This is a genomic window from Type-C symbiont of Plautia stali, from assembly GCF_059730935.1.
Window position 1 is genome coordinate 553,143 of record NZ_AP035924.1, and the last position, 14,697, is coordinate 567,839.

Consider the following 14,697-nt stretch of genomic DNA (forward strand, 5'->3'; position numbering starts at 1 on the left):
ATCAGCCCACTTCGCTGCCTATCGCAGCACGCAGTGCCGGTGCGGCTTCGCCGCTCATCGGGCTCACCAGCGCATAGTTATAGTGGCGATCGCTCCAGTATTGCGCCACCAGATTGTCCGCCTGGCGCGACCCCTTTTCCAGCCGCACGGTTTGCGGGCGGATGTACCAGCCAACGCGCGTACCGCTGGCGGTCTGATACAGCACCAGCGCCGAGGCGCCATGCTCATTCGCCATCAGGCGCGCGCCGATGAGCTGATAGCCAAAGCGCTCCAGATTGGGCGGCAGCGTACCGTTGATAAAATAGCGGCCCAGCCAGCTGGCCAGCTGTGTCGTCTGATGGGTGCTAATGTCCATCGTCGCCTGCTGCGCGCCATCGCCGAATAACCGGTATGCCTGTACCGCATCCTCCATCGGTAACGGGTGATTCTGTAAGCGTTCAGTCATCTGCCAGCCGGACAGGCTGCCGATCCCCAACGCCAGCACCAGCGAGCAGGCCAGCGCCAGCCGCTGATAACGCTGCCGCGCACGCCGCTGGCGCAGCTGTGCCGGCTGCAATGGCGTAAAGGTGGTTCGCGCCATATTGCGCTGCAGGCTTTGTTGCAAGCGCAGCTTGTCCTGACGCCAGCCCTCAACCTGGGCGGCGATGTCAGGATGCTGCACCAACCAGTCGCTGACGGCCTGATGGCTGGCACTATCCAGTTCACCATCCAGCCAGGCGTGCAGCTGGTTCTCATCGGGCGGGATATTCATTTTAATCTCCTCAACGTCACCGGGGCCGGCAGGCCTTCGGTCATGTGCTGCAACTGTTTTCGCGCCCGCGACAACCGTGACATCACGGTGCCCAGCGGAATGTCCAGCGTGTCAGCCGCTTCCTGATAACGCATGCCTTCAACGTTAACCAGGAGTAGCAATGCGCGACTGTCAGCCGGCAGACGGGCGAACAGCGCCAGCATCTCATCGGCGATGGCGTGATGCTCAGCCGACTCGGCAAAGGGCTCGGCGCGGCTGAACAGCGTCATAATCGCCTGCCAGCGCTTGCGGCGGCGTTCGCCATCAATGAACTGATGCCAGAGAATGGAAAACAGCCAGGCACGCAGACTGCGCGTGTCATCGCGCGCCGCGTCCAGTGCTTTGACCAGCGTGTTTTGTACCAGATCCTCAGCGGCCATGCGCTCACGCGTCAGCCCCAGCGCAAAACGCTGCAAATGCGGCAGTAATGCGCGGATTTCGTCATCGCTCAATGCAGACATTATTTTTGCTCTCGCACCCGGTGCAGGCCGGTCATGCTACTCAGCACGCCATCACGTAAAATCAGACCATGCAGCAGCGCGGCAGCCAGATGGGCCAGGATCAGCGCGAACAGACTAAACGCCAGCAGCGAGTGTAACGGGCGCAGCACGGCATAACTTTCCACGCTAACCGGCAGCAGCGGCGGCAGCACCAGCCCCTCGCCAATTGTCACCGGAAACCCGCCTGCCGACAGCATTGCCCAGCCTACCAGCGGTTGCGCCAGCATCAGAAAATAGAGCGCCAGATGGGTCAAATGTGCCACCGTTTGCTGCCAGCCCGGCACCGACGCGGGCATGGCGGGCACACCATAGTAACGCCGCAGCCCGATACGCACGACCACCAGCAACGCGATCGCCACGCCGAGTGGTTTGTGTATCGCCAGCAGCAGTGAATGGGCAGCCGAGATATCCGCCACCATCGCCACGCCGATAAATAGCATGGTCAGCACGGCCAGCGCCATCAACCAGTGTACGATGCGCAGCAGCGGATGAAACAGGGTTGTCTGGTGACTCATGATTTTTTCTCCTGCTGGCGCGCCTGTTCAGCCGTGCGCAGATTGAAAGATTTCGCGTAAGCGGCGGAGCGCGCGTTGAGCAGCGGATCGTCCGAACCGCTGATGCCCTGCGGCAGTATCAGCGGATCGTAATTGATGTCATTGCAACTGCCGCCCTGTTGCGGGCTGCTGTCGCGCAGCGTCAGCGTACCGGCGACAACCTGCTGCCGATCGGCTGGCCACACCTTGCTGGCATCGTTCACCGCATCGCCGGGCTGAGCCACGCTGATCACCAGATCCCACTTCAGCGGTGCGGTCGCCAGCCGGTCGTGCAGGTCGCTCTGCAGATAATCCGGCTGCTGCTGCTGAGCGGCACTGATCGGCTGCCATGGCGTACGCGGCACCAGACTCCAGCGCACAAAGCGCGTTTCCCCCTGCGCATTGGTAAAGCGGAAGGCATTCAGGCTGTTGTACTGCTCCTGTGCCCAGCTGGCGGCCAGTACGTGGGTTTTTACCCAGGCAAAGAACGGTTTAACTTCGGGATGGGCAACGGTAAACGCCATCAGCTTTTGCGCATCAGGTTTGCCGGTCTGCGGCAGCGGTCGACTGGCCTGCTGCTGATCGTAAAAAGCCTGCGGCGTACTGACCGGGAAAAACGGCAGCGCGTTCATGCCGGTACGCCACTGCTCGCCATGCGCCAGCTGAAATTCCAGCGCCAGGCTGCGCACCGGCACGCCATAGTCCGGCGCGTGCGGATTACCGCCGGCAATGGCAAAGCGGCCAATCACCGGCACCGTACCCGGCTGGAAAACGCTGGCGCGTGACAGAAACGCCGCGTTGCCGCTGGAGGTAAAATCACCGGTAACGCACACGCCCTTGGCATGATTGCGCCGGTATCCCGGATGCACACCGCTGTTTTGCTGCAGCGACTGCACCAGACTTTGCGCACTGAGGCGCTGCGGCGTCAGCCAGCCGCCTGCAGCAAGAAACAGCACCAGCAGTAATCCGGGAATAATGACCACCAGCAGTAACAACGGCAGATGTCTGACCGTAGGTTTAAAGTTCATCTTAGCCAACTCAGTAAGGAAAAGTGGGCATAAGACGAACCAGCGCGGCGTTTATTCCCGCGCGGTAAAAATTATTTTATGGCGAGCGCCGGCGTCCGGCGCGCATCGCGCACCGCAACGGCATGAATCAGCAGCCCCAGCACGGACAGAATGGCCCCAACCCAGCCGGTGGACTGCCAGCCCAGCCCGGCGGAAATGGTGATGCCGCCGAGCCACGCCCCCAGCGCATTGGCAATGTTAAACGCTGAATGATTAAGTGCGGCCGCCAGGGTTTGTGCATCACCGGCCACGTCCATCAGGCGGATCTGTAGTACGCTTCCCAGCGCCACCATGGTGCCGACCAGCATCACGTTAAGCGCGCCCGCCAGCGCATAATGCGCGGCAAAGACAAACGCGCTCAATACCAGCAGCGACCACACCAGCACAATGCGGATGGTTTTCTCCAGCCCGCGATCGGCCAGACGTCCCCCGACAAGGTTGCCGATAATCATGCCAAGACCAAACAGCGCCAGTATCGCCGGTACCAGATTCTCCGGCAGGTGGGCCAGTTCCATCATGGTGGGTTTAACGTAACTGAATACCGAGAACATGCCGCCGCTGCCAATCGCGCCAATCGCCAGCGTCAGCAGAACCTGCTTGCGCGTCAGCGCCGAGAGCTCGCGCAGTGGACTGGCCTGCTTGTCACCGGCCACATTGGGAACCCAAAGCCACACCAGTAACAGCGTCAGCAGCGCCAGTCCGCCGACGATGGCAAACGCATCACGCCAGCCAAACCACTGGCCGATGGCGGTAACGGCAGGTACGCCAATCAGATTGGCGATGGTTAATCCCAGCAGCACCATCGACACCGCCTGCGCGCGCCGCGCGCGCTCCACCAGTCCTGCCGCCACCAGCGCCGCAACGCCAAAGAAGGTGCCGTGCGGAAAGCCCGCCAGAAAGCGGGCTACCAGCATCGCAGGGTAGCCCGGCACGACAGCGCTCAGCAGATTACCCAGCGCAAACAGGCCCATCAGCGTCATCAGGAAATTACGCCGTGAAGCCCGCGCGCCGAGAATAGCCAGCAGCGGCGCGCCAATCACTACGCCGAGGGCATAAATGCTGATGAGATGGCCGGCCTCAGGAATGGTGACGTTCAGGCCTTTCGCCGCATCTGGCAGCAGGCCCATGATGACAAATTCACCGGTGCCGATGGCAAATCCACCGGTGCCCAGCGCGAACAGCGCTTTTGGCACGCTGTGACGCGGCAGCGAGGCCTCGTCCGGAAGCTGAGAAAATTGAGGTTGTACTGATGACATGTTTTTTTCCGTACCGCAGGTGAAAAAAACAGCAAAGAGGCTGGCGACAGTGTCTGTTCACCAGCCTCTTTGCTGCGGGTTTTAGCGCGCCAAGCTTAGCGCATTTAAGGTTGAATCGGGTTCAACGAAGTCTTGAGCGCAACACGGTAACCGAAAAGCGCCTGCAACGGGCGAAAGGGCAAAAGCTCAGGACGCGCTGAGCGCCTGCCGCGCCAGCAGCGCAGCGCCCACCATGCCGCCCTGGTGGGCAAACTCGCCCGGCACCACCAGCGCATGCGCTGTGCTGCGCAACACACAGCGCTGCACCGCATCATTAAGCGCAGCAATCAGCGGGGTGACCGAAGCCAGGCCGCCGCCTACCGCCACCCGCGACGCGCCGGTAATGTTAATGGTGTAGGCGAGCGGCTCGCTTACCAGTTGCAGCCAGGCTTCTATCGTCTGCTGCGCCCGCGCTTCTGCCTGCTGCCAGCGAGCAATGATTTCCACGCTGCTGGCGCTTTCAGCGTGCAATACCTGATGCAGCGTTTCCAGTCCGCGCGCGCCGCCGTAGGTGTCCAGACACCCTGTCTGGCCGCACGGGCACGCCTGGCGCGGCACGCGCACGCGACGATGCGCCAGCGTCACTTCCGTGAGGGTAATCGGCCCGTGGCCCCATTCGCCGGTCAGGCCGTTTTGTCCGGTAATAATGCGGCCGTCCGCCACCAGACCACCGCCCACGCCGGAACCGAGAATCGCGCCAAACACCACTTTGTGCCCTTTGCCGCTGCCGGCCAGCGCCTCGGCCAGGGCAAAGCAGTCGGCGTCGTTGTGCGCGATCACCGGCCGCTGCAGCACCTCCCCCAGTTCCCGCGCCAGATTACGCCGGTGAAAAGCCGGGATGTTGCTGGCAAACATTTCGCCGGTTTGCGGTGCCACAATCCCCGCCGTGGAGATGGCGACAGCCGCCTGGCTGCTGAAATGGTTATGCTGCCCGGCGATCATCTCGCTGACTCTGGCGCAAAATGCCTGCCAGTCCGTCGCCGGGATTTTTTGCTGATCGAGCAGAGTTAGCCGATCCTGCGCATCCATCACGCCAAGCTTGATAAAGGAGCCGCCCAAATCGAGGCAGATCACGGTTGAGTGCGGGTGAGTCATAAACGTTTATCCATTACATCGCGCAGGCCGTCGCCCAGCACATTAAAACCGAGCACGGTAATCAAAATCGCCAGTCCGGGAAATAGGGAGACGTAAATATTTAGCCCGAGAAAGTTGCGGCCGTCGCTCATCATGGTGCCCCACTCCGGCATAGGCGGTTGCACGCCGAGCCCGAGAAATGACAGACTGGCGGCAGAAAGCACCACCGCACCAGCCGTTAGCGTCGACTGCACAATCAGCGGGCCAATGGCGTTGCGCAGAATATAATGCGTGATAATGCGCGGGTATCGCACGCCAAGCATATGCGCCGCTTCGATATACTCCATGTTTTTCAGTCCCAGCGTCAGGTTGCGACTCAGACGTGCATACACCGGGATCGAGAACAACGAAATGGCGATCAGCATGTTTGTCAGCCCCTCGCCAAGCACGCTGACAATCAGAATCGCCAGTACGATGCCGGGGAAGGCGAAAATAATATCCATCAGCCACATGATCAGCGCATCAATTTTGCGTCCGGCCAGCCCCGAGATGATGCCCAGAGGAATGCCGATCGCCATCGAGATGGCCACGCTGAGACTCACTTCAAACAGCGTGATGCGTGCGCCATAAATGACGCGGGCAAATATATCGCGGCCGTAATCATCGGTGCCGAACCAGTGGGCAGCGGAAGGCGCCTGCAACGTGTTCAACAGATCCTGCTCGATGGGGTCCCAGTGAGTGATCAGCGGTGCGAAAAGGGCAGCCAGCACCACCAGCAGCACCAGCCCGCCTCCGGTCGTGATGGAAGGGTTGCCAAGCAAAAACCTCACGATCTGGCGGCGGCGCGCGGGCGGCGGCTGGAGAGAGGTGTCGAAACTGTTCATCAGTCGAACCTTATTTTCGGGTTAAGCAGGCCAATCACTATCTCACCCACCAGATTCATCAATACCACGCCGGTTACCGCCACTAACGTTACGCCCTGAATCACCGGATAATCGCGGTATTTCACCGAATCCACCAGCAGGCGGCCAATACCCGGCCAGTTAAACACCGACTCAGTGACCACTGCACCTCCGATCAGGCTGCCAAAATTCAGCGCGACGATGGTAACAATCGGTATCAGCGCATTGCGCAGCGCGTGTTTCCAGTTAACGCTGGCCGACGATAACCCTTTGGCTCTGGCGGTACGGATGTAATCCTGACTGAGCACATCCAGCATGCTGGAGCGCGTCATCCGCGCGATCATCGCCATCGGGAGAATCGCCAGCGTCACGGTCGGCATCACATAGTTGCGCCACGAATCAGCGCCGAGTAGCGGCAGCCAGCCGAGCTGAACCGCAAAGTAGTTCATCGCCAGCAACGCCAGCCAGAAGTTCGCAATCGACGCACCGGCAATGGTCAGTACCATGACGATCTGATCGGGAATGCGCTGTCGGTAAATGGCCCCGGTCATGCCCGCCGGCACGCCGATGGCAATTGCCAGCAGGTACGCCAGCGCCGCCAGCGACAGCGTGTACGGCAGGCGTTCGCTGATTTCGGTCATCACCGGACGCTGCGACTGCAGCGACAGCCCGAGATTGCCATGCAGCGCTTCACCGGCAAACCTGACGTATTGCAGCGGCAAAGGCTGATCCAGACCGAGCCGCACGCGCATACTGTCCACTGCTTCCTGCGGCGCTTCCGGGCCGGCCATCAGGCGTGCCGGATCGCCCGGCAGCGCGCGGATGGCGATAAACACGATGATCGACACACCGAAGATAATTAACGGCAGCGAGAGCACCTTTTTTGCGACATACGCTTTCATATCAATCAGCCATCAACACTATTTTTTCACGGCATCACGGACCACAATCTGGCCGCCCGGTTGTATTGTCACGCCACTGATATTTTTGCGCGTCGCATACAGATCGTCCTGATAGTAGAGCAGCACTTGCGGGGCGAGTCCGCTGATCCGCTGCTGTGCCTGGAAATAGAGCGCTTTGCGCTGGGCATCGTCGAGCGTGGAGGCGGCGCTGTCGATTAGCTCATCGGTACGTTTGTCGCTGAAGAAGCCGAGGTTAGCCCCGCTGGGCGCAAAGCTGCTGCTGTGATACAGCGGACGCAACTGCAGATCCGAGCCGTACAGCCCCGAGGACCAGGACGCCAGCACCGCGTCCGTACCCTGCGCGGCTTTCTCTTTGGCATCGGCAAACGCCGCTTTGGCCCACACGCCGCTCTCCATCTGGCGCACGCTGAGCTTGACGCCTATTTTGCTCCACATACCCTGCAGAACCTGCGCGGTACGTGCGTCGGGTGCCTGCACGGCAATCGACATGGCGAAGCCGTCGGCATAGCCCGCTGCCTTAAGCAGGTCTTTGGCTTTCTGCACATCGTACGGATAGTCATGCAGCGCTTTGTCGTAGTTGGCATCGACCGGCGCCAGCGGGGAATTGGCTGGCTGCGCATAACCAAACATCACCGCTTTTACCAGCGCCTGCTGGTCGGTCGCGAAGTTCAGCGCCTGGCGTACTCTGACATCGCTGAGGGCTTTACTCTGCGTATTGAGATCGATCCAGAATACCGCCGCGCCCGGCGACTGTTTTAACTGCACGCCGGGATTATTTTTTAACATGCCGGCAAATTGCGGCGGCACCGGGTTAATAATATCGACCTGACCGGATTGCAGCGCCATATTCATGACTGACGGCTCACTGCTCCAGGTCCATTTTATTTCGTCCGGACCGGCAGACTTGCCCCAATAGTCCGGGTTCTTCTGCTCCAGGACAAATTCACCGGATTTATACTGCGCCAGTTTATAGGGCCCGGTACCGTCGGCTTTATTATTGATCGTGCCGGCTTTGTCAGCTTGAGGACTCACCATTAATCCCGGGCCGGAGGCTAGCACAGTTAAAAACGCCGGATTAATTTTCTTCAGTGTAAAGGTGACGGTTAAGTCATCTTTTTTCTGCACGTCCTGAATAAAGGTGCGAATTTTCCCACTTCCGGCGAGACCGCGCTTCGTATCCAGATGACGCTGAAAGTTTTCAACGACCGCATCGGCATTAAATGGCGTGCCATCGTGGAATTTAACGTTGGGACGCAGCGTAAATTCCCAGTGCAGTCCACTGTCGTCGGCATGCCAGGAGAGCGCAAGGGCCGGCATGATTTTGCCATCGTCACCGAGCCGCGTCAGGCCTTCATACATCGGGTCCAGCACCGTGCCGGTAAAGGTCGCGGTCTGATTGCCCGGGTCCATGCTGCGCGGCGGTTCGTTTTGCATAATGACCAGCTGAGCAGCCAAAACCGATGCGCTGGAAAACGACGCCAGAATACCCGCGGCAAGTGTCAGTACCCTGAAATGCTTGATTGTGCTTTGCATGAAGGCCTCAGTGAATCAGTGACAAAGAGTGAAGAGTCATTGCCCGGCAGGCAGCTGACCGTCAATGCACGCCATCGCCTGCCATACGCTTTGGTTGTGTTAACGGCAGCAGAAGAACGGGCTCGACGCTATATAAGGCACACTCTGCAAACAAAAGCCAAGATGTCAGTTCATATATTTTACTTATAATTCGATCTGTATTCAGAAAATAAACTAAATACGCTTGAATTTGTTTTCACGGCTGATTATTGTCGGCCAAATACAGCCTATGCCGTGAGAACCCGGATGCTTAATGCTCATCAGCAACAAATTCTGCGTTTATTAATTGCTTCGCATGGCATGAGCCGCACGGCAATTGCGGAAAAAATGAAGCTGAGTAAAGCCGCAATCAGCACATTAATCAAAGAGATGCTTAGCGCAGGACTGCTTGAAGAGAGCATTCCGGAAAGTAACGGTCAGGGTCGGCCTTCGGTGTTATTAAAAATGCGTGCCGACAGCGCCTATTTTCTCGGTGCGTCGTTGCTCGGTGACGATGTGTATCTGGTGCTGACGGATATGCACGGCCGCATCCTGGCCAGTACCCACATGCCGCTGAATCCCGATCCTGCGCTGCTGACTGGTGCGCTGGCCGCCGCCATTCCCGGCCTGCTTGCACAAAAGGGCATCTCCGCCGATCAGCTTATCGGGCTGGGCGTCACGCTTTCCGGCTTTGTGGATGAAAACCAGGCGGTGTGCGTTCAGTCTGCCCTGCTGGGCTGGAAAAACGTCCCGCTGGCGGCACTGCTTAACGCGCAAACCGGTCTGGAGGTGTCACTGGAAAACGATGCCAAAGCTCTGGCGGTCAGCGAAAAGATTTTCGGCGTGGCGAAAAAGGCACGGAATTTCACCCTGATTTCCCACGGCGACGGCATTGGCTCCGCGCACTTCTTTCAGGGGCAGCTGCACCGCGGCGCGCACGGTGGGGCCGGTGAAATTGCTCACTGTACCGTAGAGCCCGGCGGGCGTCCGTGCCGCTGCGGCAAACGCGGCTGCCTTGATACGCTGGCATCGCTCACTGCGATGCGTGAAAGCATGCGTGACAAACAGCTGCCCTGCACCAGCGTTGCCGAACTGGAAGCGCTGGCGGTAAAAGGCAATAGCGCCGCGATCGCCATTTTGCACCAGGCAGGTGACGCACTTGGCCTCGCCATCGCCAATATCATTCAGATGAACGATCCGGAGATGATTGTCATCGCCCATCAGCCGGATGCGTTCGACGGCCTGCTCAGAACCGTGGTGATGCAGGCGGTAGATAGTCACGTGTTGCCTTCAATCATGGGCAAGACGCCCATCGCCAGCATGGCGATTGATCAGTTGAGCTGGGCCCGCGCCGCAGCCAGTGTGGCGGCTTACCGTTTTATCGTTCACTTACCCGACTAGCGGAGTCTGTTATGCGCATTGCCTATGGTGGAATTCATACTGAATGCAGTACCTGGAACCCGGTGCTCAATTACGCCGACGACTTCCGCATCGTGCGGGGTGAAGCGATGACGACCAATCCCTATTTCGCCTTTCTGCAGGATTACGCGGCTGAATTTCTACCGACCTTTCACGCCCGCGCCATTGCCGGTGGGCCAGTAGCACGTGTGACCTATGATGCCTTCAAACAGGAGTTTCTCCATCGGCTCGAGGCGTATTTGCCCGTGGATGGCGTTTACCTGGCGATGCACGGCGCGGTTTATGTCGAAGGGATGGAAGACGCGGAAGGCGACTGGATTAGCGCGACGCGCGAGCTGGTCGGGCCCGATTGTCCGATTAGCGTCAGCTACGATCTGCACGGCAATGTCTCGCAGCGCATCATCGACGCGATCGATATGTTTTCAACCTACCGCACGGCACCCCATATCGATGTGGAAGAGACCATGCGCCGCTCCGTCTCAATGCTGGTCAATAGCCTGCAAAGCGGCATCCGACCGGGTGTGGTGTGGGCACCGATCCCCGTGGTGCTGCCAGGCGAGCGCACCAGCACGGAAGATGAACCGGCCAAAAGCCTTTACGCCAGCCTGCCCGGGATTAACGCACTTGAACATATCTGGGATGCTTCGCTGATGGTTGGCTATGTCTGGGCGGATGAGCCACGCGCCACGGCGGCAGCCATCATGACCGGTACCGATGCCGATGTGCTGTCTGAGCAGGCGGCCAAACTGGCGCTGGCTTACTGGCAGGCGCGTGAGCAATTTGTGTTTGGCTGCGTGACCGGCAGTACTGAAGAGTGCGTACGCATGGCGATTTCCAGCCCTGGCGGACCGGTGATTCTCGCCGACTCCGGTGATAACCCGACCGGCGGCGGCGTGGGCGATCGGGCCGATGTACTGGCCGAACTGCTGCGGCAAAATGCGCAGGATGTCATCGTCGCGGGCATTACCGATAGACCGGCCACGGAGGCGGCCTTCGCCGCGGGCGTCGGGGCCCAACTGTCCCTGACTATCGGTGCCACGCTGGATCCTGCCGGCGGCAAAGTCAGTGGCGAGTTTGACGTGCTACTGCTGAGTGATGATGCCCGTTCGGTTGCCCGTCAGGCGCTGCTGAAGATCGCAGGCATCACCGTGGTGGTTGCCGATCGGCGTCGTCCTTATCACAACCTGGCAGATTTCGCCCTGCTCGGACTCGATCCGCGCCAGGCAAAAATTGTGGTGGTGAAATCCGGTTACCTGTCGCCCGAACTGGCGCCGATTGCCAATCCCAACCTGATGGCGCTGTCGGAAGGTGTGGTCGATCAGTATGTTGAACGGCTGGTGCGCAAGCGCAAGCTGCAGCCGGCTTATCCGTTCGATACCGATTTTACCTTTGTGCCGGTCAGCACCCGCTCGGCGCGTTTTGTGGCGGCACAATGAATCGCGCTGACCCGCCGGTGCTGAGCATCGAAAATCTCACCGTCGCGTTTCGCAGTGATGACCGCTGGCGCGAAGTGGTGAAAAACGTCTCTTTTACCCTCGGGGCCGGTGAAACGCTGGCGATCGTGGGTGAGTCGGGCTCAGGAAAAAGCGTTACCTCGATGGCGATCATGCGCCTGCTGAATAGTGGTCACGCACGTATCAGCGGCAAAGTGCTGCTGAACGGCGTGGACTTGCTCACGCTGAGCGAGCGGACGATGCGCGATATCCGCGGCAATGCCATCGCGATGATATTCCAGGAGCCGATGACCAGCCTTAACCCGTCGTTCACTATCGGTCACCAGATTGCTGAGGCGCTGATCGCACACCGCAAAATCAGCCCACGCGCCGCCCGCGAGGAGACTATCCGGCTGCTGGAAAAAGTGCGTATTCCCAACGCGGCCAAACGCTTCAGTGATTACCCGCACCACTTTTCCGGCGGCATGCGTCAGCGCGTGATGATCGCCATGGCGCTGGCGCTGCGTCCAAAACTGCTAATTGCTGACGAGCCGACCACCGCGCTCGACGTCACGATTCAGGGTCAAATTCTCGACCTGATTAAGACGCTGCAGGAGGAGGAAGGCACCGCCGTGCTGTTCATCACCCACGATATGGGCGTGGTGGCAGAAGTCGCCGATCGCACGCTGGTGATGTATCAGGGCGACATGGTGGAAACCGGCAGCACCGCCGCGATCTTTTCAGCCCCGGCGGCAGAGTATACCCGCACGCTGATTGCGACCGTGCCGCAGCTGGGTGCCATGCGCGGCATCGATGGACCGCGTAAGTTTGCGCTCAACGGCGAAGCGCCGTTGGCGCAGGCGCGGCAGACACCACAAGGGCAAACGCCGCTGCTGTCGGTGAAGAACCTCAGCACGCGCTTCAGCATTCACGAAGGGCTGTTCAGCCGTACAACTGGGGCGGTGCACGCCGTGGAGAATATCTCGTTTGATCTGCTGCCGGGTGAAACCTTGTCGCTGGTCGGCGAATCCGGCTGTGGTAAATCCACCACCGGCCGCTCGCTGACGCGGCTGGTGCAGCCGGCCTCCGGGCAGATTGATTTTGATGGCAGCGACGTGCTCACCCTCTCCCGGCAAGAACTGCGCAAGCTGCGCTGCGCCATGCAGATGATTTTTCAGGATCCGTTTGCCAGCCTTAACCCGCGCATGTCGGTCCTTGAAGCCCTCACCGAACCTTTTTTACAGCATCGGCTGGGCAGTAAGGCCGCCGCACAGAGCAAAGCGGCTGAACTGATGACGCGCGTTGGCCTGCCCGCAACCATGCTGAAACGCTATCCGCACGAATTTTCCGGCGGCCAGCGTCAGCGCATCTGCATTGCCCGTGCGCTGATGCTCGATCCGAAGATGATCATTGCCGACGAGTCGGTTTCCGCCCTTGATGTCACCGTGAAAGCGCAGATCATCAATCTGCTGCTCGATCTGCAACACAGCCTGAATCTGTCGTATCTGTTTATCTCGCATGATATGGCAGTAGTGGAGCGCATCAGCCATCGTGTGGCGGTGATGCTGCTGGGAGAGATTGTTGAGATTGGACCGCGCGCGGCTATTTTTGAGAATCCGCAGCACCCATACACACAAAAACTGCTCGCGTCGGTGCCGGTGCCCGATCCGACGCGCCGCCATTTAAAACGGCACGTGGACGTCAGCGAGCTGAAGAGCCCGGTGCGCGCCAATGGGTTTGTGCCGGAAACACGGCATTATCAGGAAGTGAGCGCCGGACACTGGGTGATGCGGTAAAATGCTGGCCGCGTTTTTCACTTCATCAGCACCTGGAACTGCGGATTAAACTCATCAAAAATTGGCAGAGCCGCTGCGCCGAGGGCGGCGGTGTCGCTGCCGGTCATGCCGGTCTTGAGTCGCGTGCCGGTCAGATAGCGGCCGCGCACCGATTGGTAGAGCGGCGGCAGGCGCTGGATAATTTTATCCAGCAACACCGCTGGCATCATGCCGCCGATAATCACGCTCTCGGCATCAAAGATACACTCCAGCATATTAATACCCTGGCGCAGCGGCGTAAGCACGGTATCAATCCAGCGATCAAACAGCGCCGGATCAACCTGCAGTAAATCTTCCGGCAGCGCGCTCATCGGGTCGAGTCCGCAGAATTCGTAAGCGGCCTGCAGCGAAACATAACGCTCCAGGCAGCCATGATTGCCGCAGTAACACTCACGTCCACCGGGTTCAACCACCACATGCCCCACTTCACCGGCGTTGTGCGCATGGCCGCTGTACACATGGCCATCCATGATGATGCCCGCGCCCAGGCCCGTGCCAATGTACAGATAAATAAAGGAATTAAGATGACGCGCCACGCCGTGAAAACGTTCGCCAATCGCCGCGACGGTGGCATCATTCTCCAGCGTGACCGGCAGTCCACTCATCTCAGCAAGACGGGCGGCGATATCAACATCCTCCCAGCCGTGCAGCGTGGTCGGCCCCATTGACGAGATACCCTCCACACCAAACGGCCCCGGCATCACCACGCCAATACCCAGCACTTTTTGCCAGCGCGGCCCGGTCTGCTGTTTGATCTCCGCCAGCACCCCGGCAATGCGCTCTAATGTGGCATCCGGCTGCGGTTTTTGCACCATAATAAGGCGGCGAAAATGGATTTCACCGGTCAGGTCCACCAGCACAATCAGTAGCGTCTGATGGTCGAGATGGATGCCGATGGAAAACGCACTGGCCGGATTCAGGGTGACCGGAATCGCCGGCTGACCGCGGCCCTGCTTGCGCGGCTGACGGCTGGTGAGCAGCTCCGCCTGCTCCAGTTCAGCGACAATATTCGAGACGGTTTGCGGCGTTAGCGCGGTCAGTCGCGCCAGCTCGGCACGGGTCAACTCACCGTGCAGGCGTATCGCTTCGATAATCACCCGGCGATTGTGCGCGCGCGCATGTTCCAGATTGGTTCCCGACGTTTTCATCCTGCTCGCTTCCCTCTTTTAACCACCGCTGCGGACTGCCGCCTCAATATCTATGATCGGCAACACATTTTACAACCTGTTTACCTGACAGCGGCAAAAATCTGTGCAAAGTAGTGTCGGATGGCAGCGTTGTTTTCTGCCCTGGCACGTCCCTTGCTTTAGCTCACTGCTGTCAGCCACTGCGCGCTGGCAATCTGTGCGCGTTATTAAATCAATCAAATTGATTT

At 59.4% G+C, this 14,697-nt stretch carries 13 protein-coding genes; 3 read left to right on the forward strand and 10 right to left on the reverse strand.

Annotated elements, in window-relative coordinates; translation table 11 throughout:
* Position 1: 1 nt before the first annotated feature.
* The 9 genes from AC6I7J_RS21725 to AC6I7J_RS21765 all read right to left on the reverse strand — a co-directional run bounded on the left by AC6I7J_RS21725 (position 2) and on the right by AC6I7J_RS21765 (position 8,617).
* Complete coding sequence (locus AC6I7J_RS21725) at positions 2 to 751, reverse strand: anti-sigma factor family protein (protein WP_021508915.1); 750 nt, start codon at positions 749 to 751, stop codon at positions 2 to 4.
* A complete protein-coding gene (locus tag AC6I7J_RS21730; protein WP_058781060.1) occupies positions 748 to 1,251 on the reverse strand; it encodes a sigma-70 family RNA polymerase sigma factor in 504 nt (167 codons plus the stop codon). Before AC6I7J_RS21730 ends, AC6I7J_RS21725 begins: the two co-directional genes overlap by 4 nt.
* A complete protein-coding gene (locus tag AC6I7J_RS21735; RefSeq protein ID WP_132463278.1) occupies positions 1,251 to 1,805 on the reverse strand; it encodes a cytochrome b in 555 nt (184 codons plus the stop codon). The genes AC6I7J_RS21730 and AC6I7J_RS21735 overlap by 1 nt, the downstream gene beginning before the upstream one ends.
* Positions 1,802 to 2,851 (reverse strand): catalase, encoded by a 1,050-nt coding sequence (locus AC6I7J_RS21740; protein WP_132463281.1) that lies wholly within the window; start codon positions 2,849 to 2,851, stop codon positions 1,802 to 1,804. Before AC6I7J_RS21740 ends, AC6I7J_RS21735 begins: the two co-directional genes overlap by 4 nt.
* A gap of 71 nt (positions 2,852 to 2,922) precedes the next feature.
* Entirely contained in the window at positions 2,923 to 4,146 is a 1,224-nt protein-coding gene (locus AC6I7J_RS21745) for an MFS transporter (protein ID WP_498007330.1), read from the reverse strand.
* Between the two features lie 186 nt (positions 4,147 to 4,332).
* Entirely contained in the window at positions 4,333 to 5,280 is a 948-nt protein-coding gene (locus AC6I7J_RS21750; protein ID WP_132463284.1) for an ROK family protein, read from the reverse strand.
* Positions 5,277 to 6,143, reverse strand: a complete 867-nt coding sequence (locus AC6I7J_RS21755; RefSeq protein WP_058776091.1) for an ABC transporter permease — start codon at positions 6,141 to 6,143, stop codon at positions 5,277 to 5,279. The genes AC6I7J_RS21750 and AC6I7J_RS21755 overlap by 4 nt, the downstream gene beginning before the upstream one ends.
* Positions 6,143 to 7,063, reverse strand: a complete 921-nt coding sequence (locus tag AC6I7J_RS21760) for an ABC transporter permease (RefSeq protein ID WP_021508908.1) — start codon at positions 7,061 to 7,063, stop codon at positions 6,143 to 6,145. The genes AC6I7J_RS21755 and AC6I7J_RS21760 overlap by 1 nt, the downstream gene beginning before the upstream one ends.
* 18 nt (positions 7,064 to 7,081) lie before the next feature.
* On the reverse strand, positions 7,082 to 8,617 hold the full coding sequence (locus AC6I7J_RS21765; RefSeq protein ID WP_498007331.1) for an ABC transporter substrate-binding protein: 1,536 nt from the start codon (positions 8,615 to 8,617) through the stop codon (positions 7,082 to 7,084).
* Positions 8,618 to 8,902: 285 nt separating this feature from the next.
* Between AC6I7J_RS21765 and AC6I7J_RS21770 the strand changes: the two genes are divergently transcribed.
* The 3 genes from AC6I7J_RS21770 to AC6I7J_RS21780 are packed head-to-tail and all read left to right on the forward strand — an operon-like array spanning position 8,903 to position 13,283.
* On the forward strand, positions 8,903 to 10,036 hold the full coding sequence (locus AC6I7J_RS21770; RefSeq protein WP_498007332.1) for an ROK family protein: 1,134 nt from the start codon (positions 8,903 to 8,905) through the stop codon (positions 10,034 to 10,036).
* Positions 10,037 to 10,047: 11 nt separating this feature from the next.
* Positions 10,048 to 11,490 (forward strand): M81 family metallopeptidase, encoded by a 1,443-nt coding sequence (locus AC6I7J_RS21775; RefSeq protein ID WP_498007333.1) that lies wholly within the window; start codon positions 10,048 to 10,050, stop codon positions 11,488 to 11,490.
* On the forward strand, positions 11,487 to 13,283 hold the full coding sequence (locus AC6I7J_RS21780; RefSeq protein ID WP_498007334.1) for an ABC transporter ATP-binding protein: 1,797 nt from the start codon (positions 11,487 to 11,489) through the stop codon (positions 13,281 to 13,283). The genes AC6I7J_RS21775 and AC6I7J_RS21780 overlap by 4 nt, the downstream gene beginning before the upstream one ends.
* 17 nt (positions 13,284 to 13,300) lie before the next feature.
* Here AC6I7J_RS21780 and AC6I7J_RS21785 read toward each other — a convergent pair whose 3' ends face one another.
* Positions 13,301 to 14,470 carry an ROK family transcriptional regulator gene (locus tag AC6I7J_RS21785; protein WP_498007335.1) on the reverse strand — a complete coding sequence of 390 codons (1,170 nt, stop codon included), beginning with the start codon at positions 14,468 to 14,470 and terminating at the stop codon, positions 13,301 to 13,303.
* Positions 14,471 to 14,697: the final 227 nt, after the last annotated feature.